The sequence below is a fragment of the Actinoplanes sp. NPDC051388 genome (assembly GCF_055586225.1).
In genome coordinates this window covers 109,841-134,256 of record NZ_JBVJIP010000023.1, presented here as the reverse complement: position 1 = coordinate 134,256, position 24,416 = coordinate 109,841, and the positions used below count along the sequence as shown (strand labels likewise).

Genomic DNA, 24,416 nt, shown 5'->3' with positions numbered 1-24,416 from the left:
CCGGTCGGCGGCCTGTTCCGGATCCAACTCCGGTGGGTGGTGGGGCTGATCCGGCCGCCCCTCATCCCTGCAATGTGACCGAGACCGGCGCGTGGTCCGATGCGGTCGTCGTGCCCACGCGCACGTCGGTCACCCGCAGTCCGCCCCGCACCAGCACGTGGTCGATCTCCTCGACCGGGTGGTCCGCCGGGAACGTCGGCACCGGCCGGAAAGGCGCCAGCCCATCGGTCAGCCCGCCGTTGCGGAAGAGGCCCATCGTGGCGCCTTCCGGCGTGATGTTCAGGTCTCCGGCGACCACGGCCGGGCCGCCGCCGAAACTGTCGGCGAAGTCGATCACGGCGCGGGCCTGTGCCTCCAGGGTGCCGTCCGGTGGCGGTTGCAGGTGGGTCGACACCACGGTCCACTCGCGACCGCCGACCGGCACGGTGACTCCGAGCGCCTGCGCGCCGGTCGGGGCGCCGGCGGCCGGCAAGGCCACACTGCGCACCGTGCCGACCGGCAGGCGGGTGAGGATCGCGTCGCCCCAGACGCTGTCGGCGGCAGGTGCGAAGTAGGACCGCATGTCGAGCCGGCGCGCGAGCAGAGCGAGGTCGTCATGGCCACCGTTGAGCAGCCAGGCCCGGTCGACCTCGGACAGGGTGACGATGTCGGGCCGCTCCGCGCCGATCGCCCGGGCGAGCGCGTCCGGATCGAATCGGCCGTCCAGCCCGAAGCCCATCCGGATGTTGTAGGTGACGAGCCGCAGCCGGGGCTGGTCGAGCGGCGGGCGGTCGGCGCCCTGTCGCGGCAGGGCGGCCAGGCCGATCGCGACGCCGAGCACCACGGCCGTGGTCACCGCCACGGCCGGCCGGACCACGGCAACCTCCGCCGGGCTCGGCGCGCGCCAGGCGTAGACCGCCACGGCGAGGCCGACCGCGATGGGCACCCACCCGTTCGGGTAGCCGATGTCGTACGACGCGTAGTAGGCGATCGCGGCGATGCCGAAGACCGCGATCCCGCTGACGAGCGCGTAGCCGTGGTGTCTGGCGCGGTCGGCGGCGAGTCCCACGCAGGTGCCGAGCGATGGCGCCCCGAGCAGGATCGCGACCGACAGCCAGCGGCCCTCGGCGTACGCGAAAATCACGGTGCTCGCGACGAGTCCCAACCCGGCGGCGAGCCGCAGCCGTTCGACCGGGCGGGCGGCGAGCCAGAGGAAGAGCAGCGCACCGGCGATGCTGACCGGGATGGAGAGGAACGGCCGGTCGGTGCTGCCCAGGTAGGACAGTGCCACCGAGGTGAGGGCCGGTGAGACGGCGAGCATGCCGGCGAGCAGCAGTGCGGGCCCGACGATGAACCAGCCGCCCGCCGGTGACTCGGGACCGTCCCGGCGGGCGAGGGCGAGACCCAGGAACACGGCCACCTCGGCGAGCCCGAGCAGCCACGCCCACCAGCTGGAACGCCAGCTCAGGTCGACCATGCCGAGCAGGGCGTGCTGCACGCCCGCCGCGGCGATCCCGAGCGGCACCCCCGGGCTGACCCGGGTGCCGGAATCGGCGGTCGCGGCCAGCCAGGCGATGCCGGCCAGCAGACCGGCCGAGGCCAGATAGAGCTGCGGCTGACCACCGTCGGCGAAGAGCAGCCCCGCCCGAGCCGCGCCGAGAAGCAGCGCGGCCGCGACGGCGATTTTCCGGGCGCCGAGCCACCGGCACAGCGGGGGTGCGGCGAATCCGCCGAGCAGCCAGGCCAGCCCGAAGGCGCCGAGCAGCCATGCCGGAGTCGAGGCCGCCTGGCCGAAGATCGTGATGATCGACGGCAGCCAGACGCGAAGCACGTCGACGAACAGCAGCACCCCCACCGCGAGCCCGCAGGCTCGGCGCGAAACGCCGGGAAGATCCATCGAGTCAGGCCGTGCCCGCCTGCTCCCACATCCGGACGTACGCCTCGGCGCCGGACGTCAACTGCTGGCGCAGCAGCGGGCTGTCGGCGCCCGCCTGCTGGATGAGGTCCGTCGTCCAGTCGGCGAACAAGCCGTACTGGGCGGCGCCGTCGGTGTTGACGTCGAAGGTGCGCGACCCGAAGACCTGCCTCGTCACCGTGGTGCCGTTCGGCGCGGTGAACGGGTAGGCCAGCGGGTTGGCCGCGGCGTCCGGGCGCGCGTTCGCCTGGTCGCCGAGGCCGTTGACGTCGGTGCCGTAGCCATAGCCGGTGATGGCGCTGCCGTGCGGCGCGGCGCGGTTGGCGCGCCACTCACTGAGGAACTCCGGTACGGAGTGCGCGTAGGTGGCCACGAATCCGCCCAGCGCCAGGATCCGGTCGATCATCGTCGGGTCGGACCAGCTGTGCACCGAGGTCACGCCCGGATAGTCGGCCGCCTCAGCCAAGTCCAGCACCGCACGGGCGGTCTTCACGCTCATGTGGTCGACGTGGATGATCATGCCGCGGTCCATCATCTGCCCGATGAGGTACCGGCCGAGATCGGTCAGCCCGCGGGTGTTGCAGATCTTGCCACTGGGATAGACCGGCAGCACCGCACCCGGCGGCAGGCCCACGACGCCGAAGCTCAGCAGCCGGACCAGATCGTCGTTGACCAGGGGCTGCTCGTTGTCGGACGGGCCGGTGCAGCTGGTGGCCGTCCACCAGTGCCCGGTGGACAGCAGGTTGGCCAGGTTGACGAACGCGCCGCTGACGCCGGAGTCGAATCGGGTGCCGCCGAAGGCGTTGTCGAACTTGTGCACCGGGTACAGACCGGAGACGCCGAGCGACTGCAGCTCGTCGAGGCCGGCGTCGATCTGGGCCGTCGTGCACTGCGGGACGTCGTTGATCTCCCGGCAGCCGAAGATCTCGGAGTTCTCGACGCCGACCGTCACGGCCAGCTTGCCCTGCGCGGCGATGTTGCGCACCTGCGCCGGCGTGGTGGCGATGCGGAACCAGCCCTTGCCGGCGCCGCCGTTCTGCGCGTCGATGTAGTCCTGCATCGAGTGCAGGTAGCGGGACTGGACCCGGATCTGGTCCATCTCGTCGCAGGAGGTGTCGCGGTAGGGGAACAGCTCGCAGATCGGGCGGTTCGCGACGAGCAGCGCGTTGAGCACCCGCTGACCGGCCCGCCAGGAGCGCTCGATGCCCCGGTAGTAGGACTGCTCGTGCAGCAACGAGTTGTGCTGCGGCCAGTCGCCGAAGGTCGGCCAGCCGTCCTCGGGCGAGTTCACCGGATCGGTGCCGCCGACGATCGCCTCGAACAGCGCGCCCACGTTGAGGCTGCGGTGCGTGTCGCAGCCGGCGAGCGCCACCTGCACGCCGCCGGGCGCGAACGCCTCGCCGCAGTGCATCTGGCCACCGAACGCGGCGGCCGCGGTGATGTGGGCGTGTGCGTCGATGGTGCCGACGAGCCGGCCGTTGCCGTCGACGCCGGGCGCGGCGGTGCCGGTGACGCCGGGGTCGATGTCCGGCGGGGTGTAGCACCCGGTCGCGGTCGCCAGCGCCACGGTGTGCGACGAGCCGGCCGCGCCGAGGCTGCCCAGGAAAGCGCCCATGACCTGGCCGGTTGCCGTCGAGGTGAACCGGTAACGGTCGCCGGACTTGGTCACCGTGAAGTCTGCCCGGGAGCCGTACGAGTCTCCGGCGAGGATGAAACCGATGACGCTCTGGTAGGCCGGTTTGCCGTCGGAGCCGAACACCTCATAACGGCCGAGCTGGGTGGCCTCCAGCCGGAACGACGTGGCGCCGGAGGCGGAGGAGGTGAAGCCGTAGCCGGCACCGCTGCGCACCACGTAGCCCACGGGGGTGGAGCCGTTGTGGACCCGCATCGTCGCGCAGGTGCCGTCGAGGGCGTCGGCGTCGGGGGTGATCGGTGCGGCGGAGGCGGGCGGCACGGCGACGACCGTGACGGCGGCGACCGGCAGGAACACCGCGATCGTGAGGGCGGCCAGGCGGGTGCGACGGAATCGTTTGCGCAGCGACAGGGACATGGTGGCGGTGCCCCCTCAGGTGTTCCGGGTCGCCCGAGGCGGCGGCCGGTGAGAAGTTGATTCAGCCTCGGATAGACCACGGTCGCTGTCAACCGGAAGCGAAAATTATTCAGTTGGCCGGGAGTCGTGCGCAAACGCCGACCGTCTCGTCGAGTTCTCCGAGCGGATCGCGGCGGCCTAGTCTTCGCGGCATGGCTTTGCGACCGGACGAGTTCTATGAACACGCCATTGCCGCCGCCGACGGTGAGCGCCGCCTCCCGCTGGCGCGGATGACGGGATGGGAGATCAGCCCCTTCGAGCAGGACGGACTGCGCGTCTCGCCGCTGCGGCCGCCGGTGCTACCGGAGCCGGCCCGGCACGGCGAGGACCCGGCGGACTGCGGCGCCTGCCGCAACCGGGACGACGGGATCTGGTTCAACGATCACTGGCGGCTGGCCCGGATGCCGGGAGCCGGCATCCCGCTGGTGCTCATGCTCTATCCGCGTGACCACCACGACATGGCGGATCTCCCGGATGAGCTGGCCGCCGAGCTGGGTCTCCTGAGCACCCGGATCGTGCGCCACGTGCAGGCCCTGCCGCACATCTCGCGGGCGCACGTCTATCGCATCGGGGACGGCGGCGCCCACCTGCACGTCTGGTTCTTCGCCCGGCCGGAGGGGCAGGCCCAGCTCTACGGTTCGTGGCTGGTCGTCTGGGACGATCTCCTGCCGGAATACCCGGCGGAGGTCGCCGAGGCGGACGCCGCGACCGTCGCCGACGCCCTGGTCGCCTCCCACGGAGGCCGCCGCACGGTCCGTCGGTAGGTTTCTCGGCATGACCGAGAACACCGCCCGCTCGGTGCGGATCGAGCGCACCAGCGTCGAGCGATATGTCGTGCACAACGTCCGCGGTGGTTCGATCCCGCTGGGGACGGGCCAGAACGAGGACTTCACCCCGGTGGAGTTGCTGCTGGCCGCGATCGGCGGGTGCATGGCGGCCGACGTGGACCTGATCACCAGTCGCCGCGCCGAGCCGACCGGGTTCTCCGTCGAGGTCACCGGGAACAAGGTGCGCGACGAGGCCGGCGGCAATCGGATGCGGGACCTGACCGTGGTGTTCACGGCGACGTTCCCGGACGGCCCGGACGGCGACCGGGCCCGCGAGGCGTTGCCCCGATCGATGCGGCAGGCGCACGACCGGCTCTGCACCGTGTCGCGCACCGTGGAGCTCGGCAGTCCGGTGACGGTGGTCGAGGGTGACGCCGACACGGAGCGGTGAGCGGTCCAGCGGTTGGCATCTTGTTGTCGCTCTGTCCGTCCGGTCGCCGGAGCGCTCTATCATGGCGCTGAGCCCTGGTGTCCACAATCTACTGTGGGTCGCGGGTGATCGGGGGCGATGGGGATGCGAAGGATCGCGGGCTTCGTTGCGGCGGGTGCGCTGCTGCTGATGACGGCCGGCACCGCCGGCTGCACCACGGTGAGCACGGACTCGGACCAGGTGGCGCTGCACTATGACGCGGGCGCCTTCTCCAGCACCACCTTCCAGGAGTGCGTGAAGACCAACAACCGCACCTGGGACGGCCTCGGCGAGGAGTACTACAAGTATCCGGCCGGGCAGCGGAACTTCGACTTCACCGGCAGCGAGGACGCGGAGTCCGCGCCGTACACGGTGGTGTCCCGGGACAACCAGGAGCTGACCATCTCCGGTGGGCTGACGTTCCACCTGGACACCTCGTGCGACGAGGACGGCGGGGCGCTGCGCACGTTCCACGAGGAGATCGGCCTGAAGTTCCAGCCGGTGCTCGACGGCGACGGCAAGACCACCGAGACCTGGCTGGAGATGCTGCGGTTCTACATCGGCCAGCCGCTGTCCAAGGCGCTGGCCACCGAGGCGCAGAAGTACGACTGGCTGGCGCTCTACAACGATCCGGCGACCCGGGAGAAGTTCGAGACGGCGATCAACGCGAACCTCGGCGCGGCCGTCACGGCCACCACCGGCGACAAGGCCTACTTCGAGAAGTTCAACCTGACGCTGCAGAAGCCGGCGCCGCGCAAGGAGCTGGTCGACGGGCTGGCCGCGGTGCAGGTGGCGATCACCCAGCGGCAGGCGCTGATCGAGCAGAACGCGACCCTCGACGAGAAGCTCAAGCAGATCCGCAAGCTGGTCGCCGTGCTCGGACCGGATGGCTACATCCTGTACGACGCGCTGCAGCGCTGCCTGACCGGCGAGGCGGCGAAGGGCTGCCCGACGTTCCTGCCGCTGCCTCCGGGCGGAATCGTGGAGCTGCCGGCGCCGGTCCCGGCCGCGACCTGACCGGCCCTTGAGGTGAAGTCGGCTCGAAGTTGCACCATGGACCCCATGACAGGTGCGGACGAGGCGTGGCGGGCAGTGCAGCGGCAGCGGACCGTGGAGATCACCACGATCGGGCGGCGCAGTGGCAGACCGCGGCGGATCGAGACGTGGCGTTACCAGGCCGCGGGCCGGTTCTGGCTGACCGGCAGCCCGGGAGCACGCGACTGGTACGCCAACGTGCTCGCGCATCCCGAGTTCACCCTGCACCTCGACGACCGGGACCTGCGGGTGCGCGGACGCGCGGTGACCGACGCCGACGAGCGGGCGCGGGTGTTCGGCGAGATCGTGCCGGGCCTGGACTGGGCGAAAAGTCTGGAGAGCTGGATCGCCGGCAGCCCGTTGGTAGAAATCGAGTTCGTCTGATGGACGACCGGACGAGCGGGCCGGTGCGCGCCGGCATGGATCTGCGCGACGCGCGGGTCCGCGATCGGCTGCTGGCCGAAGGTCCCATCGGCGAGTGGGAGACCATTCCCGGCACGCACACCGCCCTGATGTACGACGTGATCCGATTCGCCGCCGACGGCACCGGTGAGATCCGCGGCGACAGTGTGCTCGGCGGCGAGACCTTCGCGGCGTTCACCTGGTCGGTGGTCCGGCCCGGCCATCTCATCTGCGTCGTGGCGGACGACGAGGAGCCGGACGAGCCGGACGAACCGGAGAACGTTGGCTTCCGGTTCGAGCAACAGCACAGCGACGTCGGCACCTTCTGGGTGATGCGCGACCCCGATTTCGACGGCTTCTGGAACCTCTTCCTGCCGGTCGTGCCACGGACCCGCGGATAACCGCGCAAGAACCGTCAAGTGGCGGCGTGGCCCCAGGCGGTAGCGTCCAGGCGTGTCGTCGGGCCACCGTGAACTGCTTCAGCTTCTCGCCACCGCCAACTCCCGGCTGAGTGGGGACGTCTCGCTGACCGTGCTGGCGCGGTGGGCCCACCGGTCCCGGTTCGATCTGCACCGCCGGTTCCGGCGGCTGGCGGGCGAGACGCCGAAGGCCTACACCACGCGGGTGCGGATCGTCCGGGCCGCGGCCGAGCTGCTGTCCGGTGATCGCCGGGTCTCGGCCATCGCGGCCGGCCACGGATTCGCCAGTCACGAGGTCTTCACCCGCACGTTCACCCGGCACGTCGGTCGCAGCCCGCTGCGCTACCGCGCCCGCGGGCTGCACGTCGCCGGCCGCCGGGTCGCCGCCGTGCATGCCTCGGCGGTCGGTTCGGCGGCGCCGTGCATCAGCCTGTACCACCTGCGCACCACTGAGAGGAAACCCGCTGTGCCGCTCGACATCTCCGTTCGTGACCTGCCCGCCCAGCACGCCCTCGTGATGCGCCGGCGCATCACCCGCGACGAGATCGCGGCCACGCTCGCCGAGTGTCTCCCCGCCGTGTTCGGCTTCGCCGTGGGGCACGGGCTGGCTCTCGCCGGGCCGCCGTTCGCCCGCTATCCCGAGGTCGGCATGGGGTCGCTCGTCATCGAGGCCGGCGTCACCGTCGCCGGACCCACCTCGGCGGCGCTCGACGACGGGATCGAGGAGATCGTCATCCCGGCCGGGCGGGCGGCGGTCGCCATCCACCGCGGCCCCTACGACAGCCTGCCCGAGTCATATCAGGAGATCGAGAAGTGGATGCGTGAGCAGGGGATGTCCGCGGCGGGAGCGCCCCGGGAGACCTATCTGACCGACCCCGGCGAACTGCCGGACCCGGCGACCTGGGAGACGGAGATCGTCCAGCCGGTGCGGTGATATCGCGGACGTATCCAAAACCGCATACGCCCTGGCAACGGCGGTTCGCCTGAAATGGGGGCATGAAGCAGATCGCACCTCCCCGCCGTACCCAAATGATCTTGGTGGTCCTCGGTCTGGCGGGTTTGATCTTCGTCCTGCGGCGGCCCCTGCTGATGTCCGCGCCGACGTGCCTGGCCGGGCGGTGGCACGGCTGCTTCGACACCGAGAACGGCGTGCTGCTCATGATGCTGGCCGGGCTGCCGGTGGCCGCGCTGGTGGTGTGGGCGCTGGCCCGGCGCCGGCCGGGTCCGGACGCGTGGCGGCTGTCGGTGGCCGAGGTGGGCATGGTCTATGGGACGGTGCCGTTCCTGTGGCTGACCCTGATGCCGGGGGCGGGAGCGGGCATCGTCCCCGGCCGGGTGAGTCTGGTCCCGCTGCGCGACCTGGTCACGATGGGGCCGATCGGGATCGGCGGCAACCTGCTGATCTTCGCGGCACTGGGGTTCTTCGCCCCGATCCGGTACGCGGCGCTGGCGTCCGTGCCGCGGATCCTGGCACTCGGCGCGGGCTGCTCGGTGCTGGTCGAGACCGCGCAGTACGTCTTCCAGCTGGACCGGGTGTCGTCGGTGGACGACGTGCTGGTCAACGCCACCGGCGCCGCGCTGGCCGGGCTGGCGTCGAGCCCCTGGTGGCGGCGCTCAGCCGGCTGAATCGGGACGTGGCTGATATTGGTCGATCAGGGTGCGGACGTCGTCGACCGGCTCGTCGATGGCGGCCCACTTGGCGCGGATCCGGGTCAGATAGGAGCGGACGGTGGGGATCGTCACGTTCATCCGGCGGGCGGTGGCGGCCAGGGTGCTGCCGGTGCCGTACAGGTAGAGGGCGCGCGCCTCCTGCGGTGACAGTTCCGGCGGGTCGTCGTTGATGATGGTCATCAGCTCGGCGGTGAGCGCCGGTTGCCCGTCGTGGACGCTGCGGATGGCGTCGGTGAGCTTCGCGGCGTCGTCGTCCTTGACGAGATATCCGCCGGCGCCGGCCCGGACGGTCGCGCGGACGTGCCGCCGGTCGCCGTGCACCGAGAAGACCAGCACCCGGGCGCCGTGGCCGCGCAGCTTCGCGACGTTGGCGGCGGCCTCGGTGCCGTCCTCGAGTCGCAGGTCGAGCAGGACGACGTCGGTGTCGGGCGCGGCGGCGAGGTGTTCGCCGACGGTGGTGGCGGCGTGCACGACCAGGATGTCGCCGGTGCCGGCGAGCAGGGCGCGCAGCCCGGCCGGCACCAGCTTGTCGTTGTCGATGATCGCGACCCGGATCATGCCGGCCACCGCAGGTCGACGCGGGTGCCCTGGCCGGGATGGCTGTCCACGCCGGCGGCGCCACCGACCTCGTGCATGCGCGCCGTGATGGAATGCCGGATGCCGTAACCGAGCGGTGTGGTGTCCGGGTCGAAACCCTTGCCCTGGTCGACGACGGCGACCGTGACCGTCGGGGCGGCCTGCCGGTCGGACAGGGCGGTCAACCGGACCCGGCTGCTGCCGGCGTGCCGGGCCACGTTCGCGAGAGCCTCGCCGGTCGCGTGCCGGAACGCCTGCAGCACCTCGGACGGCAGCGTGTCCGGCAGGTTGGCGAAGTGGTACTCCACCCGCAGACCCTGGGTGGCGCTGTCGTTGCCGGCCTCGATGAGGGCGAGCGAGAGCTCGGTGAGCGTGCCGTCCGGGTCGTCGGGGGTGGTGCCGCGCAGCACGTTCGCGCTGATCGCGGCCTGGCTGCGCACCCGGGGGTCGGGATGCGCCGCGGGGCCCTGGCCGGCGATCGCGGTCAGCAGCCGCAGCGGCCCGTCGTGCAGGGCCCGATGCCGGCGTAACTGCTCCTGGAAGTGGCGGATCCGCTCCTCGGCCTGGCTGCGCCGGGCGGCGACGCGTTCCCGCGCGGAGATCACCTGCTCGGTGGCCGCGTCCACCGCGTCCGCCACCGCCCGCAGCCGGCGGATGAACAGGCAGCAGCAGACCGCCGTGACCACCTGCCAGCCGATGACGTTCAGGGTGGAGGCCACGTCGAGATAGTCGACCGCCGCCAGCTCGGCCGCGGCATATGCCACCGCCAGCGCCAGGCACCCGGCGGCGGTGGCCCGCCAGGACGCGGTGGCCAGTGCCACGGTGACCGCGGTCGAGACCCCGACCGGTTCCAGATCGGGCACCGCCACCAGGGCGAACGCCTCGTCGCTCAGAGCCCAGGGCAGCACCGCCGCGGCGGTCGCGGTGACCGCGACGTCAATGGCCAGCACCCCGCGCGAGATCGGATCGCGCATCGCGACGACCGGCAGGAACACCACACTCCACACCAGAACGACGAGGTAGGTGACCGCGGCCAGCGGACCGTTCGTGTAACCGTCGGCCCGGGCCAGCGCCGCGATGCTCAACGCGACCATGGCCAGGGTGCCGAACCGGGACAGCAGGATCACGCCGGTGGAGATCGCCCGGATGCGCTGGTGCAGGTCGACCGCCCGCGGCAGGTCCACCGTGCCGTCCGGCTCGCTGTCCACGCCCGCAGTTTTACACGCGGGCGTACCCCGGTCCATGCCGCACCGGTGCGGCATGGACCGGCCTCCGGCGGGCCATCCACACTCATCGACAGGTGCTGCAGAAGGAGGCGTTTCCGTTGTACGAAGCCGGTGTCCAGAGCGATCCGGAACCCACCCTGCCGAAGCGGCCACGGAAGGCGACCCTGCTGTCCGTGCTGCTGATCGTGTTCGGCGTGCTGGGCATCCTGTTCGCGGTTCTCCTGATGGCGATCGTCAACGATTCGGCCGATCACGGCCAGTCGGTTCCGGCCTACCTGTCCATCCTGGTCTTCGCCCAGTTCGCGCTCTCCGCGGCGGAGGCGGTGTCCGGCGTGTTCGTCTGGCAGGGCCGCAACTGGGCCCGGGTGCTGGCGATCGGGCTGTGCTCGCTGAACATCGTCGGTGGCGTGGTGTCGCTGTTCACCGGGGCGATTCCCCAGGCGATCGCCGGCATCGCCATCAACATCGCACTCATCCGCATGCTCAACGACTACGAGGTCCAAGCGTGGTGTGACAGATAGCGGAGACCTCGATGGACGGTGCGACCCTGGTCTTCCTGCTGATCGGCGCGTCCGGCGCCGCGATCCTGCTGCTCGGAGTGCTCGGCTCCGGTCTGCTCGGCCTGATCGGGTTCGGCCGGGTCGGCGGGGCGTCGGCACAGACCGTCGCCGCCTTCCTCGGGGCGTTCGGTTTCGCCGCGGCGATCGCCGCCGAGCTGCTCGGGGCGCGTACCCCGGGTGGGGTGGCCGTGGCCGGCGCGATCGGCCTGTCGACCGCGGTGCCCACCGCCTACCTGGCGGTCCGGCTCTCCCGCTGGGCGCAGGCCATGCCGACGGATGCCACACCGGGTCGCGCCGATCTGGTCGGCGCCATCGGCGTCGTGGTCACTCCGATCTCCGGGCACGGGTACGGCGAGGTGCGCGTGCGCGTCGCCGGCCATCCGGTGAAACTGCACGCCCGCGCCGCATCCGCCCTGCCCCTCGGCGCCGAGGTCTTCGTGATCGAGGCGACCAGTCACACCAGCGTCATCGTCGAACCACTCCCATCCGCGCGCTGACTGCAAGGAGCGCAGAATGTCTCTGCTGATCGCCACCGCCGGTGGCGTACTGGTCGTCTTCCTCCTCGTGATGTTCGTGCTGTCCCGGATCAAGGTCGCCGGGCCCAACGAAGCCTTCATCATCACCGGCCGCCGGGGCCGGTCGGTGACCGACTCGCAAGGCGGCCGGTCCACCGACATGTCCGGGCAGAAGGTCGTGATGGGCGCCTCGGTCTTCGTTCTCCCGGTCGTCCAGCGCAAGCAGTCGCTCGACCTGTCCAGCCGGCGGATCTCCGTCGACATCCAGGGCGCGGTCAGCAAGCAGGGCATCCGCGCCAACCTGCACGGGGTGGCGATCGTCAAGGTCGGCGGCACCGAGGACGCGGTGCGCGCGGCCGCCCAGCGATTCCTGCACCAGCAGAAGGAGATCGAGCAGTTCACCCGGGAGGTGCTGGCCGGCTCGCTGCGCGCGATCGTCGGCCGGCTCACCATCGAGGAGATCATCGGCGACCGGGTGGCGTTCGCCAGCGCGGTGGCCGAGGAGGCCGAGCACTCGATGACCAACCAGGGCCTGGTGCTGGACACGTTCCAGGTGCAGGACATCCTGACCGAGGGCAGCTATCTGCAGGACCTCGGCCGTCCCGAGGCGGCCCGGATCTCCAAGGACGCGGCGGTCGCCGAGGCGATCGCGACGCAGGCGTCCGAGGAGGCCCGGCTGCTCGCCGAGGAGGCGATCGCGACCGCCGAACGCAACCTGGCGCTCAAGAAGGCGCAGATCCGTGCCGAGGTCGAGGCGGCGCAGGCGCGCTCGGCCGCGGCCGGACCGCTCGCCAAGGCGGAACAGGAGCAGGGCGTCATCAGCGAGCAGCAGAAGGTCGCCGAGCGCCGGGCCGAGCTCAAGCAGCGGGAGCTCGACATCGAGGTGCGCCGGCCGGCCGACGCCGAGCGCTATCGGGTGGAGCAGGTGGCCGAGGCGTCACGCAACGCGGAGGTGTTCGCCGCGGACGCTCGCCGGCAGGCGACGATCGCCGAAGCGCAGGCCGACGCCGAGCAGTCCCGGCTGATCGGTGAGGGTGAGCGTGCCCGTCGCTCGGCCCTGGCCGAGGCGACCGAGCGGGAAGGGCTCGCGGAAGGAGCGGCGGCCCTGGCCCGCGGTCAGGGCGATGCCGAGGCGATGCGCCTCAAGGCGGACGCGTTCGCGCAGTATGGCGAGGCGGCCGTGCTCGACCTGCTCGCCCAGGTGCTGCCCCAGGTGGTGGAGGCGGCGAGCCGGCCGATCGGTGCGATCGACAAGATGACGGTCATCTCCACGGACGGCGCGTCGACGCTGACCCGCTCGGTGGCGAGCAACGTCGCCCAGGGCCTGCAACTCGGCACCGACATCACCGGCGTGGACCTCTCCGGTCTGCTGTCCCGCCTCGGCCGCACCAACGGCGTGGTGGAGCCGGCTCCCCCCGCAAAGCCGGCTCCCGCGGCAAAGCCGGCTTCCTCCGTGAAGCCGGCTTCCGTCGTGGTGCCGGCTCGGGAGCCTGGCTAGTCAGTCCGCGAGCAGCTCCGCGAACTCGGCCGGGTCGATGATCGGGATGCCCAGCTGGACGGCCTTCTTCGCTTTCGCGGTGGTGGTCTCGGACGTGACGAGCGCCGTGGTGTTCGCCGAGACGCTGCCGCTGGCCCGGCCGCCCAGCTGCTCGATGCGCTCGCTCACGGTGGTGCGCGTGTAACCCGGAACGCTGCCACTGACCACATAGGTCTTGCCGTCGAGAGGTTTGTCGCCGCCGGTCTCCGGGACGCTCATGGTCACGCCGGCGGCGGCGAGCCGGTCGATGACGCCGGACATGGCGGCGAGACCGTCGACGACGTGCTGCGCCTTGATCAGGCCCATCTTGTCGATCTCGGCGATCTCCTCGACCGTGGCGGCGCGCAGCGCCTCCATCGTCTTGAAGCGGGCGGCGAGCCAGCGGCCGACGCTGCGGCCGGTCATCCGGATGCCGAGGCCGGTGATGACGCGATTGAAGGGTTGGGACCTGCTGTGTTCGAGCGACGTGATGACCTTGGCGGCGTTGAGCTTGCCGAGCAGGACCACGCCGCCGGTCTTGGTGTTGCCGACGGGCAGCTCGGCCAGCTGCTCCTCGGTGAGGGTGTAGAGGTCGGCCACGTCGTTGGCGAGGCCGGCGTTGACCAGGGCGACACAGAGCGCCTCGCCGGCGCCCTCGACGTCCATCGCCTCGCGGCTGCACCAGTATTCGAGAGCGTTGGTGGCGCTGCACGAAGCCGTGTGGCAGCGCCACAGCAAGCTGGACTTGTCCCACGGCTCGCCGCACTGCGGACAGGTCTCCGGCGGCGTCCACGGGGTGAGGCCGTGCGGCTGCTCGCCGATCGGGGCGGTGACCCGCGGGATCACGTCTCCAGCCCGCCACACGGCGACGGTCTGGCCGATGGCGAGGCCCTGCTCCTCGACGAACTTCGGGTTGTGCAGCGTCGCATAGGTGATCGTGGTGCCGTCGACGAAGACCGGTTCGAGGACGGCGCGCAGCGAGATGCGCCCGGTGCGCCCCACCCGCACCTCGATGTCGCGCAGCACCGTGGAGCCGGTGTCCGCCGGGTATTTGAACGCGGCGGCCCAATAGGGCGTGCGGCTGGCCGAGCCGAGCCGCCGGCGCGTCGACTCCAGGTCGGCGGTGAGGACCGCGCCGTCGATCGGGAATTCGAGGCCGCGGCGCAGCTCGCCGATGCCCGCGATGGCGGCGAGCGCGGCCTCCACGTCGCCGGCGAGCTGGATCTCGCCGGTGGCGAGCCGCCCGGCCACCGGGAAACCGAGCTTGACCGCCCGGGCCATGCGCTCGCGGTGCGAGGCGAAGTCGCCGGAGATGTCGTATGCCGCGAAGGTCATCGGTGTCTCATAGGTGCGGTCGACACTGCGGATGGAACCGGCGACCGCGCCGCGCGAGTTGATGAACGCCTTGCCGCCGGCGGCGACCCGGTTGGCGCTCGCGGCCTCGAAGTCGTCAAGGGTCATGTAGATCTCGCCGCGGACCTCGCCGGTCCACGCGGTGCCGAGCCGGGCGGGCAGACCGTGGACACCGCGCAGCACCTGAGCCGTCACGTCCTCGCCGGTGGTGCCGTCGCCGCGCAGCGCGGCCAGGGTGAGCCGGCCGGACCGGTATTCCACCCGGATCGCGAGCCCGTCGAGCTTGACCTCGACCAGGCAGGGGTCGCCGCCGAGACTCGCGACGAACGCCCGCACGCCCTCCTCGCCGGTGACCTTGTCGAGCGACATCATCGGCACCGGATGCCGCACGTCGCCACCGCGGGACGCTCCGGCCGCGACCCGGGTCGTGACGCCGCGGTCGTCCCACTCCGGCTGTGCCCGCTTCGCCGCGGCGATGCGGTCGAGCAACGCGTCGTAGTCGGCGTCGGTCATCAGCACGTCGCCGGTGTCGTAGTAAGACTGGGCGGCGGTCTGCGCCCGGTCGACGGCGGCGGCGAAGTCGGCCTCGGTGAGGGCGGTGTCCGTCATGCCGACAACCTACGACGCCGGTACGACAAATCCGCGGACCCGGTCGAGCCGGCGGCCGTCCACAGTGGCCCTCTAGGATCGTTGGGATGTGGGTGATGGTTCTCCCGACCGTGGTCGTCGCCGTCTACGGCTATGTCATCGGCCTCTCGCTCTGGGCGCGCCGGGTGCAGCTGAACGCCGCCCGGACCGCGCACCACCCGCACGATCACCACGCGATGTCGCACGTCGTCGAGCGCAACCTGCACGGCTACATCGCGCGGGTCCTGATCGCCTCGCTCTCCGTGCGGCTGTTGCAGCTGCTCTTCGACGTCACGGCCTGGCTGCTCGTCCCGCTCACCATCCTGTGGGCGCTGTGGACGTGGAGCGTGGCGGCCGGGGTGTTCCGGATGGCGCTGGAGGATCTCGACAACTGGTACATCGGGGGCCTCAACCGGGTGAAGACGGTCGTCCTCGTGGTGTCCGCCGGCGCCATCCTCACCGACCAGGTGTGGCGCGTGATCACGCTGTTCTGGTTCCGTTGATCTCCGGCGGGCGCCGTCAGCCCGAGGCCATCCGGATCAGGGCGTTGCCGCCCAGCAGCAGCACGTCCGCGCCGGCGACGAAGGCCATGCCCAGGTGCAGCCGGCGCTGCGCGGTCTCCGGGTCGGCCTCGCGGAACCCCCGCACCACGCTGACCAGCCCGGCCACCACGAGCGGCACCCCGCCGATCAGCAGCAGGCCGACCGGGCGCGGGGTGTTGCCGCGGGCCACCAGCAGGGCGACCAGCACCACCGGAAGGATCCCGAAGAAGACCAGTGCCAGGCTCGCATACCACTTCAGCGGCCGGGTCGGGTCGGTCGTCTGCACGCGGCGATCCTAGCTGCCGCTAATGGATGGTCGGGCGGTAGACCAGCTCCTGGGTGTGGCCGTCCAGCGTGCGGCTCTCCAGCAGCTCGAGGTCGAAGTCGCCGGCGCCGCCGAGGATCGGGCTGGTCCCGGTGCGTCCGGAGATGACCGGGAAGATCGTCACCTGCAGGCGGTCGACCAGGCCGGCGGCCATCAGCGCCCAGTTCAGCGACAGGCTGGCCTGCGAGCGCAGCGGCACATCCGACTCCTCCTTGAGCCGGCCGACGATCTCCGCGGCGTCACCGCTCACGATGGTCGCGTCCGGCCAGCCGAGGGTGTCCGTCAGCGTGGAGGAGATCACCGTCGCCGGCGAGCGCATCGTGCGCACGTTCCACTCGTCGAGGGTGTGCGGGTCGAGGCCCGAGGTCATGATCTCGGCGTTCTCCCGGAACGTGGTGGCCCCGAAGACCATCCGCTGCTCGGTGTCGAACAGCGAGGCCCGGTGCGCGAGCAGCTCGGGACCCTGCTTGCTCCAATAGCCGCCCCAGTCGCCGTCCTCGCCGTAGGAGCCGTAGCCGTCGAGCGTGGAGAAGACGTCCCAGGTGTAGATGGCAGTCATGTCCGAATCCTTCCGGTGCCGGGCGTGGCCCCGGTGGCCACCCTCCACCTTCACTACGCACGAGGGCCGCCCGATCCGACAACGGGCCTTGATTCGATAGGGTCGCGATGTGACGGAGGGGCGCCCGCGGGTGGTCGCCGGCCGCTACCGGCTGGACCGGATCCTCGGCCGGGGCGGGATGGGCGCTGTCTGGCAGGGCAGTGACCTGCTGCTCGACCGGAACGTCGCGATCAAGGAGATCTACATCCCGGGCGCCGACTCCGGGCCGGTCGACCCCGAGGACCCGCGGATCCGGCGGGCGATGCGCGAGGCCTAGGCGGCGGCGCGGCTGCGGCACCCGAGCATCGTCACCGTGCACGACGTGGCCCTCGACGCCGACCGGCCGTGGATCGTGATGGAGCTGGTCGACGGCCCCTCGCTGGCGGACGTGATCGCCAAGGAGGGCTCGCTGTCGCCGGGCCGGGCGGCCGAGATCGGGCTGCAGGTCCTCGACGCGCTGAGCGCCGCCCACCGCCGGGGCACCGTGCACCGCGACGTCAAACCGGCGAACATCCTGATCGACCCCGAGCGGGCGATGCTGACGGACTTCGGCATCGCGGCCGTCGACGACGCCTCCGCGCTGACCGCGACCGGGCAGATGATCGGCTCCCCGGCCTACATGGCGCCGGAGCGGATCAACGGTCACCCCGCCGCCCCGCCGGCCGACATGTGGGCGCTCGGCATCACGCTCTACACGGCGGTGACCGGCCGCTCACCCTTTCAGCGGGAGGACACCCAGGGCACCATCGTGGCGATCCTGACCAGCCCGCCGGCCGCGCCGATGGGGGTCGGCAATCTCTGGCCGGTGATCGCCGGTCTGCTGGAGAAGGATCCGGCCCGCCGGCTGACCGCCGACCAGGCCCGGCCGATGCTGGTCGCGGAGGCCAGGTCGGACGCCACCAGGCAGTACCAACCACCCGCACCGACCCTGGTCGCGCCGCAGTTTCACCCACCGACGCCTCGGGGCATGCTGCCGGCCGACTTCCCGGTGCAGCTCGTCGAGCTCACGGTGGGCGACCGCGTCGGGTACACGCTGCGGGCCTACGTGCCGGAGAGCGACGGCTGGGCCACACCGGTCTTCACCAGCGCCGCCGGCCGTCTCCAGCTGGTGCCTCGCCCGGAACACGCGGCCGGGTTCGCGCTGTCGACCCGCGAGCACGACCTGTCCGGCATTCCGCACTGGGACTGGCTGTGCCAGGCGATGTCGCAGGCCTACCTGCCCCTGCTGGACGACAACCGGTACGACCTCGGTCTGCCGGTGGCCAGTCTGGAGATGGAACCGGCCCGGTGGCTGCCCGACCTGATGGTCAAGACCGGCAAGATCGCGAACGAGCTGATGCTGGCCCTGGACATCGAGGAGATCTACCCCCTGCTCGGCGCCGGCGCCCCGCTGGACCAGCTCGACGACTCCCTGCGCCAGGCCGGCGCCCGGCCCCGCCGAAGCCAGGTCAAGCATTGGGAGCAGTGCGACCGGGGTCAGCTGATCGCCTGGTGGCAGCACGTCGCCGACACCATCGAGACGCGCCTGGACTGGCGCGGTTAGGGATTGCTCCAGCTGTCCGGACGGCCCTGGATGGGGGCCTCGAAGTGCTGGTAGTCCTTGAGCGACTTCCAGTTGCCGCCCCAGCTGAAGCCACGTGCGACGAACGCCCGCCAGATCCGGTCGTGATGTTTGATCATGCCGGGGCGCGGGTGCGCGCGATCCGTGAACGCCGTGCCGGCCGGCGGCAGCACGGTCCGGCCCTTGACGTACGGGTTCTCCAGCGGATTGACGTCGATGGCCTTGCCGTACGAATGCACCGAGAATCCCCGCGTCGACCCGGTGACCGGCCGGCAGTTGAACGCCGAGGTGTTGTCGGCGATCATCGACGCGTCGTCGTCGGCGCGGTAGCGATCCACCCGGAGCATCCGCCGCACCGGGAAACGCACCGAATACATGGTGTGGAAGACGGACACCACGCCGCGCGCCACATCCTTGTGGACGACCAGCTCACCCCGGTGCAGGGCCCGGTCGAATCCCCAGTGCGTGAGCTGCACCAGGCGCAGGTCCGCGATGCGCACCGGGCAGCCCGGCCGCCAGGACACCCCGATCATCGTCCGCGCGGTGGCCGCATCGATGGTCCGGATCGAGGACCGGAAGCCGTCGCCGACGCCGGCCGGTGCCGCCGCGCCCGATGCGGCCAGCATCGCGCCGATCACCGCGGATGCGATCGAAGCCAGGCCCATACGTGGGATTTTGTCAGATTTCGGCCTCAGGCGCGGCCGCAATGGAACGGCGTCACCCCGGCCGCCATCCGGATGCCGCCGAGGAGGTGGGCCAGCAGCAGCGGGTCGGAGTAGTACTCGGCCTTGTGGCCCATCGCGGTGTAGAAGGCGCGGCCACCTTTATAAGGCTGGCACCAGGAGATCGGGTGGTGCCGGCCCATCCCGGGTGAGCCGCCGGGGACGCTGTAGCCGCGCGGGTCGTAGGTGCGCTCGTCCACCTCGGTCAGGACCCGCACGGTGTGCCGCGGGTTGGTGCGGAAGTTGTACCACTCCTCCTCGCGGTCCCAGCGGCGTGGCAGCGGCCGGGTGGCGGGGGTGTCGCGGCTGAGGACCTTCAGCGTGGCGACCTGGAACTGCGGGTTGACCGCGCCCGGGTGATCACGGAAATAGGCCCCGACCAGCCCGCCGTACCAGGGCCAGTCGTACTCGGTGTCGGAGGCGGCGTGGATGCCCGCGTAACCACCGCCGCGCCGGATGTAGCGCTCGAAGGCGGCCTGTTGGGTGTCGTCCAGCACGTCGCCGGTGGTGCTCAGCCACACCACGACGTCATAGCGGGCCAGGTTTGCGTCGGTGAACGCCGCGGCGTCCTCGGTCGCGTCGACCCGGAAGTGGTGCCGGGCGCCGAGCTGCTGGATCGCGGCCACGCCGGCCGGGATCGAGTCGTGCCGGAAAGCCGCGGTCTTGGAGAAGACCAGCGCGCTGAACCGGGGATGCCCGGAAGCCGACGCCGCCGGACTCGTCGAGACAACGAGTCCGAGAGCCACCACCACCGCGATCAGGAACTTGGCCGAGCGCCTCATGACCCCTCCTCAGCGTTCATCGAAGCCTATGACTTGGAGCCGGTCAGTGGAAGGTGGCGCCTACCGTGAACACTTTTCCGGCCGGTGGCGAAGAGGGGTTGAGAGGACGGTGACTGCCTATGAGTACGGACGTGGATGTGGTTGTGAGCCGCTACGCCCGAGATGCGCCCACCGATGCCGAGACGATCGCCGCGGCCCGGCGGGCGCCGGAGCGGTTCGCGGCGGTGTTCGACCGGCACTACGCGCGGATCTTCGCGTACGCCGCCCGGCGGCTCGGCCGTGACCTGGCCGAGGACGTCGTGTCGGAGACGTTCCTGGTGGCGTTCAGCCTGATCGACGGCTACGACACGGATCGCCCGGACGCGGCGCCGTGGCTCTACGGCATCGCGTCGAACCTGATCGCGAGGCAGGGCCGGGCCGAGTCGAAGCGCTACCGGACGCTGGCCAAGCTGTCGCCGGACGACCCGGTGCACGCGCACGACGACGCCGTGGCCGGGCGGCTCGACGCGGCGACGGCCAAGGGACAGCTCGCGAAGGCACTCGGCCGGCTGTCCACGGCCGACCGCGATGTGCTGCTGCTCGTCGCCTGGGCGGGCCTGAGCCAGCCCGAGGTGGCGGTGGCGCTCGACATTCCGGCCGGCACCGTCCGGTCACGGCTGCACCGCGCGCGCCAGGAGATGCGCACGGCACTCGGCGGAAGGGAAGATCAGTGAACGAGATCGACGTGCTGCAGGATGTCTTCGGGCCGGACGAGGCCGCGTCGCCGCAGGCGCGCGACCGGGCCCGCGCGGCCCTGCTCGATCGGATGAGCGTGCCGGAGCCGGTCGCTCGCCGGCGGCCGCGCTGGACGCTGCGGATCGCCGCGGCGCTGGCCACCGCGGCGGCCGCCACCGTCGGCGTGGTGGCGGTGGAGAACTTCACCGTGACCCAGCCGGCCACCGTGGTCAGCCAGAACCCGGCGGTCCCGGTGGTGCCGAGACTGCCGTTCGCCAAGCCGGCCGCGGCCGCCGAGGTGCTGGAGAACGCGGCGTTCACGGTCGCGCAGAAGCCGTGGGCGATGCCGCGCCCGGACCAGTTCGCCTACATCGAGCGGACGCAGACCTTCAACAAGAAGGGCGTCGCCGACGACAAGCCGAACGGTCCGCTGATCAAGGGCAAGACCCGTGAGTTGCACCAGGAGAGCTGGGTGCGCATCGACGGCAAGGTGCACGCCCGGCGGAACGACGGCGGCAAGGTCGAGTTCGCGGACGACCGGACGACGTTCGCGGACCACGACTACAACGTGCTGGCCGGGCTGACCACACCGGAGAAGATTGACCGGTACCTCACCGAGCCGAAGCAGGCCGGCTGGGCCGACCCGGCCATGATGATCCTGCAGGAGGTCCTCCCGCCGGACGTCGAGGCCGCGGTCTTCCGGTGGTATGCCCGTCAGCCCGGGGTGAAGGTCGACCCGAAGGCGGTCAACTTCGACGGGCGCCCGGCGGTCGCGGTCACCCTGAGCGTGGAGGGCTGGATCAAGCAGGACTTCCTGTTCGATCCGAAGACCTACCAGCTGATCGGCCTGCGCTCGGTGGTCGTGAAGAACCACGTCTCCGAGGCGCTCGACGGAAAGACCCGGTTCCGCAAGGGCGACGTGCTGAACCTGGAGATCCGCGACAGCGCCGGCATCGTGGACCGGGTGGGCGACACCGTCTAGGTATGCCTAGGCGGCCTGCCTACGACGTCTAGGGAGCCCTGACCAGGCAATATAGGTAAGGGCTCCCGATGTGGCCGCGGCCCTGTCGACCGAGGATTGATCCATCGACGGTTGACAAGGAGACAGGCCATGATGATCCACCCCGACATGATGCTGACGATGGCGAACGACCGGCACCGCGAGCTGATCGCCGAGGCCGACCGGCGGCACCTGCTGGCCGGCGCCCGCACGGCGCGCGCCGGCCGCCGGGCCGGGAAGACCGCGGCGGTACGCGGACGACCCACCGGTAGCCTGGCGTCGTGCGAGCCATCCGCGGCGGTGCCAGCCCGGTGATGATCGGGCGGGAGGGCGAGCTGCGGCAGTTGACGCAGCTCGCCTTGTCGCGTTCCCCGGCGGTCGCGCTCATCGCGGGCGAGCCGGGCATCGGCAAGACCCGGCTGGTGCACGAGCTGCTGGCCGCCGTGCCGCAGGACACCGTGGTGCTGGTCGGCCAGGCGGAGCCCGGATCGCTGTCCCGGCCCTACGAAGTGTTGCTGGACGCGATCGACGGGCGCCCGGAGGTGGACGAGGAGCAGCTGGCGGCGCTCGCAGACGCGCGGCGCAGCCCGGTCGAGCGGTTGCACACCGGGCTGGCCGTCCTGGCCGACCTGATCGGCGACGCGCCCGCGATCCTCGTCTTCGAGGACCTGCACTGGGCCGACTCGGAGAGCGCGGCGCTGTTCGAGCGGATCGCCGAGCAGCGCGGACCGCGGCTGCTGATCGGCACCTACCGGCCGGACGAGGTGACCCACCGTCAGCCGGTGGCCGGACTGCTGGCCCGGATGGAACGCCGGCACGCCGTCACGCACGTGCGCCTGGATCGCCTCAGCCCGGCGCAGACCGCGGCGATGCTCGCCGCGGTGACCGGCGCGCCGGCCCCGATGCGCGCCGCGACCGCGCTGCACCACCGCACCGGCGGCAATCCGTTCTTCCTGGAGGAGCTGCTGCGCGCGTTGCCGGCCTCCGACGTCGCGGCGCTGGTCGAGCAGCCGCTGCCGTGGAGCCTCGCCGACGTGTTGCGCCGCCAGGTCGACGATCTCGACCCGGAGACCCACCGGATCGTCGAGGCCGCCGCCGTGCTCGGCCAGCGGATCCCGTTCGACCTGCTCGCCGACGTGACCGGCACCGGCGAGGACGAGCTCATCGCCGCGCTGCGCGACCTGGTCACCGGTGGCGTCCTGGTGGAGTCCGGAGAGGACGAGTTCGCGTTCCGGCACGCGCTGGTGCGCGAGGCGATCGGCGCCCAGATGCTCGGCCGGCAGCGCCGGCGGCTGCACGAGGCGGCGCTGGACGTGCTGCTCCGCAGCGGCGCCGCGGATCCGGCCATGGTGGCGCACCACGCCCGCGGCGCCGGCCGTTACGAGGACATGATCGCCGCGGCCCGTGGCGGCGCCGCGATGTACCTCTCGATCGGTTCCGCATACCAGGCGCTGCAGCTCGCCGAGATGGGTCTCGAGGAGGCGCCCGACGACAGCGGCCTGCTGGCCGGCGCGGCCCGGGCCGCCTGGCTGGCCGGCCTGCTGGACGACGCACTGCGCTACGGCCGGCGCTGGCGCGATCTGGCCGGCACCTCGACCGACCGGGCCGAGTCGCTCTATCTGCTGGTCCGGATCGCCTGGGAATCCCGCGAGACCGCCGAGATGCGCGCCCTGACGCGAGACATCGAGACGCTGATCGCGCAGCTGCCGCCCGGCGCCGACCAGGCCCGCGCGATGACCGCGATCGCGCAGTCGGCCTATCTGCGCGACGACGTCGACGCGGCGCTGCTGTGGTCGGACCGCGCGCTGGCGCTGGCCGACGAGTTCGATCTGCCGGTGATCCGGCTGGCCGCCCAGCTGGAGAAGGGCTCGACGCTGGCCGAGCGACCGCAGACCGCCGCCGAGGGCCGGGAGATCCTGTCCGCCCTCGTCGACGACGCCGAGAAGGCGGGCGAGTGGGTGCTGGCCGCGCGTGCCCTGAGCACCCTGGTGCACGGCGAGCCGCCGACGTCGCCGGTCGAGCACGCCGAGACGCTGGAGCGGATGCGGGTGGACGCCGAGCGGGCCGGCTTCGAGAGGCTCGCGGTGGCCACCTATTTCCAGGGCCGGGCCCGGCTCGCGCTGCGCGCCGGGGACCTGGACACCGCGATCGCGTCCCTCGAGGAGGGTCGCGAGCAGGACCTCAACAACGTGCGGCGCGGCCGCTGGGCCGACTACCACGGGGTCTTCCTGGCCGGGCTCTATCTGGAGGCCGGCGAACTGGACCGGGTCGAGGACCTGATCGTCGACCTGGCGACGGTGCCGAACAACCCGCCGCCCACGATCCCCGGACTCGCGTTCCATCTCGCCTGCCGCCGCCTGGATCTGCCCCGCGCGGAGGCGACGCTGGACGAGTTCATCGCGTCCCTGGCCGGGCAGCCGTGGCGCAGCGGCGAGCAGGCCCACGATCTGTTCTCCGCCGCGCTGTGGGTCGGCCTGCCGGTGGACCGGCTCGACCGGATGGCCGCCGTGCTGCTCGACGACGACGTGTGGGACGCCTTTCGCACCCTGGTCGAGGCGCAGCTCGCGGAGGCGCACGGCCGGCTCGCCGAGGCGCTGGACGGCTACCTGTCCATCACCGAGGCGCACATCCTGGCGCCGGCGACCCGCGGCACCGTACGCGTCGGCGCGGCCCGCTGCCTGCTCGCGGCCGACCGCCGGGCGGAGGCCACCACCCAGGTCGAGGCCGCCTCGTCCCTGCTCGCCGAGTGGCGCGGCTGGCGGGTGGACCAGCTCGCCCAGGTGCGCGCCCAGCTGGGTCTGGCCCCGGCGGACGCGCCGCCCGCGGTGACCGGCCCGGCCGCGCTGACCCCGCGCGAGCGTGAGGTGGCGGTGCTGATCAGCGACGGACTGTCCAACGCCGAGCTGGCCCGGCGGCTCTACATCTCGCCGAAGACCGCGGCGGTGCACGTCTCGAACATCCTGCGCAAGCTGGGCGTCCCGTCCCGCACCGAGGTCGGCGAGGTGATCGGTCGCGGCTGAGAGTGCCACTGACCATCATCGATGCATCTGGTG

26 protein-coding genes are annotated in these 24,416 nt (G+C 71.6%); 17 read left to right on the top strand and 9 right to left on the bottom strand.

From position 1 onward, the window contains the following. Window positions 1-61 precede the first annotated feature (61 nt). Together ACZ6TI_RS41345 and ACZ6TI_RS41340 are read right to left on the bottom strand one after the other, a co-directional pair. Window positions 62-1,876, bottom strand: coding sequence for an endonuclease/exonuclease/phosphatase family protein (locus ACZ6TI_RS41345; protein ID WP_465350741.1), 1,815 nt, complete (start codon window positions 1,874-1,876; stop codon window positions 62-64). 4 nt (window positions 1,877-1,880) lie between these two features. Then, complete coding sequence (locus tag ACZ6TI_RS41340) at window positions 1,881-3,944, bottom strand: hypothetical protein (protein WP_465350740.1); 2,064 nt, start codon at window positions 3,942-3,944, stop codon at window positions 1,881-1,883. Window positions 3,945-4,135: 191 nt separating this feature from the next. Here ACZ6TI_RS41340 and ACZ6TI_RS41335 point away from each other — a divergent pair, with 191 nt between their 5' ends. The 7 genes from ACZ6TI_RS41335 (at window position 4,136) to ACZ6TI_RS41305 (ending at window position 8,701) form a co-directional block, all read left to right on the top strand. Beyond that, entirely contained in the window at window positions 4,136-4,747 is a 612-nt protein-coding gene (locus ACZ6TI_RS41335) for a hypothetical protein (RefSeq protein ID WP_465350739.1), read from the top strand. A gap of 10 nt (window positions 4,748-4,757) precedes the next feature. Beyond that, window positions 4,758-5,201: an OsmC family protein gene (locus ACZ6TI_RS41330; protein WP_465350738.1), complete on the top strand. Its 444-nt coding sequence runs from the start codon at window positions 4,758-4,760 to the stop codon at window positions 5,199-5,201. A 123-nt stretch (window positions 5,202-5,324) separates the two neighbouring features. Next, the gene (locus ACZ6TI_RS41325) at window positions 5,325-6,236 is read left to right on the top strand and encodes an SPFH domain-containing protein (protein ID WP_465350737.1); all 912 of its coding nucleotides are present in this window, start codon (window positions 5,325-5,327) and stop codon (window positions 6,234-6,236) included. 45 nt (window positions 6,237-6,281) lie between these two features. Continuing rightward, window positions 6,282-6,638 carry a nitroreductase/quinone reductase family protein gene (locus ACZ6TI_RS41320; RefSeq protein WP_465350736.1) on the top strand — a complete coding sequence of 119 codons (357 nt, stop codon included), beginning with the start codon at window positions 6,282-6,284 and terminating at the stop codon, window positions 6,636-6,638. Beyond that, on the top strand, window positions 6,638-7,057 hold the full coding sequence (locus ACZ6TI_RS41315) for a hypothetical protein (RefSeq protein ID WP_465350735.1): 420 nt from the start codon (window positions 6,638-6,640) through the stop codon (window positions 7,055-7,057). Before ACZ6TI_RS41320 ends, ACZ6TI_RS41315 begins: the two co-directional genes overlap by 1 nt. 52 nt (window positions 7,058-7,109) lie before the next feature. Continuing rightward, window positions 7,110-8,009, top strand: a complete 900-nt coding sequence (locus ACZ6TI_RS41310) for a GyrI-like domain-containing protein (protein WP_465350734.1) — start codon at window positions 7,110-7,112, stop codon at window positions 8,007-8,009. A 95-nt stretch (window positions 8,010-8,104) separates the two neighbouring features. Continuing rightward, complete coding sequence (locus ACZ6TI_RS41305) at window positions 8,105-8,701, top strand: VanZ family protein (protein ID WP_465350733.1); 597 nt, start codon at window positions 8,105-8,107, stop codon at window positions 8,699-8,701. Here ACZ6TI_RS41305 and ACZ6TI_RS41300 read toward each other — a convergent pair. Together ACZ6TI_RS41300 and ACZ6TI_RS41295 are read right to left on the bottom strand one after the other, a co-directional pair. Then, window positions 8,690-9,304, bottom strand: coding sequence for a response regulator transcription factor (locus ACZ6TI_RS41300; protein ID WP_465350732.1), 615 nt, complete (start codon window positions 9,302-9,304; stop codon window positions 8,690-8,692). The genes ACZ6TI_RS41305 and ACZ6TI_RS41300 overlap by 12 nt on opposite strands. Further along, window positions 9,301-10,530 carry a sensor histidine kinase gene (locus ACZ6TI_RS41295; protein ID WP_465350731.1) on the bottom strand — a complete coding sequence of 410 codons (1,230 nt, stop codon included), beginning with the start codon at window positions 10,528-10,530 and terminating at the stop codon, window positions 9,301-9,303. The genes ACZ6TI_RS41300 and ACZ6TI_RS41295 overlap by 4 nt, the downstream gene beginning before the upstream one ends. A gap of 92 nt (window positions 10,531-10,622) precedes the next feature. On the opposite strand from ACZ6TI_RS41295, the gene ACZ6TI_RS41290 reads away from it, so the two are divergent. The 3 genes from ACZ6TI_RS41290 to ACZ6TI_RS41280 are packed head-to-tail and all read left to right on the top strand — an operon-like array spanning window position 10,623 to window position 13,121. Continuing rightward, window positions 10,623-11,069, top strand: a complete 447-nt coding sequence (locus ACZ6TI_RS41290) for a hypothetical protein (protein WP_465350730.1) — start codon at window positions 10,623-10,625, stop codon at window positions 11,067-11,069. Between the two features lie 11 nt (window positions 11,070-11,080). Continuing rightward, window positions 11,081-11,605, top strand: a complete 525-nt coding sequence (locus ACZ6TI_RS41285) for a hypothetical protein (protein ID WP_465350729.1) — start codon at window positions 11,081-11,083, stop codon at window positions 11,603-11,605. A gap of 16 nt (window positions 11,606-11,621) precedes the next feature. After that, on the top strand, window positions 11,622-13,121 hold the full coding sequence (locus tag ACZ6TI_RS41280) for a flotillin family protein (RefSeq protein WP_465350728.1): 1,500 nt from the start codon (window positions 11,622-11,624) through the stop codon (window positions 13,119-13,121). Here the strand turns inward: ACZ6TI_RS41280 and ligA are convergent, their stop codons facing one another. Further along, window positions 13,122-15,101 carry an NAD-dependent DNA ligase LigA gene (gene ligA / locus ACZ6TI_RS41275; protein ID WP_465350727.1) on the bottom strand — a complete coding sequence of 660 codons (1,980 nt, stop codon included), beginning with the start codon at window positions 15,099-15,101 and terminating at the stop codon, window positions 13,122-13,124. 86 nt (window positions 15,102-15,187) lie between these two features. On the opposite strand from ligA, the gene ACZ6TI_RS41270 reads away from it, so the two are divergent. Then, on the top strand, window positions 15,188-15,622 hold the full coding sequence (locus ACZ6TI_RS41270) for a hypothetical protein (protein ID WP_465350726.1): 435 nt from the start codon (window positions 15,188-15,190) through the stop codon (window positions 15,620-15,622). Between the two features lie 16 nt (window positions 15,623-15,638). On the opposite strand, the gene ACZ6TI_RS41265 is transcribed toward ACZ6TI_RS41270, so the two are convergent. Together ACZ6TI_RS41265 and ACZ6TI_RS41260 are read right to left on the bottom strand one after the other, a co-directional pair. After that, the gene (locus ACZ6TI_RS41265; RefSeq protein ID WP_465350725.1) at window positions 15,639-15,947 is read right to left on the bottom strand and encodes a hypothetical protein; all 309 of its coding nucleotides are present in this window, start codon (window positions 15,945-15,947) and stop codon (window positions 15,639-15,641) included. Between the two features lie 19 nt (window positions 15,948-15,966). Further along, window positions 15,967-16,545, bottom strand: coding sequence for a dihydrofolate reductase family protein (locus ACZ6TI_RS41260; protein ID WP_465350724.1), 579 nt, complete (start codon window positions 16,543-16,545; stop codon window positions 15,967-15,969). Window positions 16,546-16,654: 109 nt separating this feature from the next. On the opposite strand from ACZ6TI_RS41260, the gene ACZ6TI_RS41255 reads away from it, so the two are divergent. Both ACZ6TI_RS41255 and ACZ6TI_RS41250 read left to right on the top strand, forming a co-directional pair. Continuing rightward, complete coding sequence (locus ACZ6TI_RS41255) at window positions 16,655-16,861, top strand: hypothetical protein (protein WP_465350723.1); 207 nt, start codon at window positions 16,655-16,657, stop codon at window positions 16,859-16,861. Between the two features lie 12 nt (window positions 16,862-16,873). After that, window positions 16,874-18,127, top strand: coding sequence for a protein kinase domain-containing protein (locus tag ACZ6TI_RS41250; RefSeq protein WP_465350772.1), 1,254 nt, complete (start codon window positions 16,874-16,876; stop codon window positions 18,125-18,127). Here the strand turns inward: ACZ6TI_RS41250 and ACZ6TI_RS41245 are convergent. Both ACZ6TI_RS41245 and ACZ6TI_RS41240 read right to left on the bottom strand, forming a co-directional pair. Next, window positions 18,124-18,810 carry a M15 family metallopeptidase gene (locus ACZ6TI_RS41245; protein ID WP_465350722.1) on the bottom strand — a complete coding sequence of 229 codons (687 nt, stop codon included), beginning with the start codon at window positions 18,808-18,810 and terminating at the stop codon, window positions 18,124-18,126. The genes ACZ6TI_RS41250 and ACZ6TI_RS41245 overlap by 4 nt on opposite strands. A 26-nt stretch (window positions 18,811-18,836) precedes the next feature. After that, a complete protein-coding gene (locus tag ACZ6TI_RS41240; protein ID WP_465350721.1) occupies window positions 18,837-19,649 on the bottom strand; it encodes a ThuA domain-containing protein in 813 nt (270 codons plus the stop codon). Window positions 19,650-19,768: 119 nt separating this feature from the next. Here ACZ6TI_RS41240 and ACZ6TI_RS41235 point away from each other — a divergent pair, with 119 nt between their 5' ends. From ACZ6TI_RS41235 to ACZ6TI_RS41220, 4 genes are all read left to right on the top strand, one after another. Beyond that, window positions 19,769-20,362, top strand: a complete 594-nt coding sequence (locus tag ACZ6TI_RS41235) for an RNA polymerase sigma factor (RefSeq protein WP_465350720.1) — start codon at window positions 19,769-19,771, stop codon at window positions 20,360-20,362. Next, complete coding sequence (locus ACZ6TI_RS41230; protein WP_465350719.1) at window positions 20,359-21,345, top strand: CU044_5270 family protein; 987 nt, start codon at window positions 20,359-20,361, stop codon at window positions 21,343-21,345. Before ACZ6TI_RS41235 ends, ACZ6TI_RS41230 begins: the two co-directional genes overlap by 4 nt. A 129-nt stretch (window positions 21,346-21,474) precedes the next feature. After that, window positions 21,475-21,678 (top strand): hypothetical protein, encoded by a 204-nt coding sequence (locus ACZ6TI_RS41225; RefSeq protein ID WP_465350718.1) that lies wholly within the window; start codon window positions 21,475-21,477, stop codon window positions 21,676-21,678. Further along, window positions 21,645-24,383 (top strand): ATP-binding protein, encoded by a 2,739-nt coding sequence (locus ACZ6TI_RS41220; RefSeq protein ID WP_465350717.1) that lies wholly within the window; start codon window positions 21,645-21,647, stop codon window positions 24,381-24,383. The genes ACZ6TI_RS41225 and ACZ6TI_RS41220 overlap by 34 nt, the downstream gene beginning before the upstream one ends. Window positions 24,384-24,416: the final 33 nt, after the last annotated feature.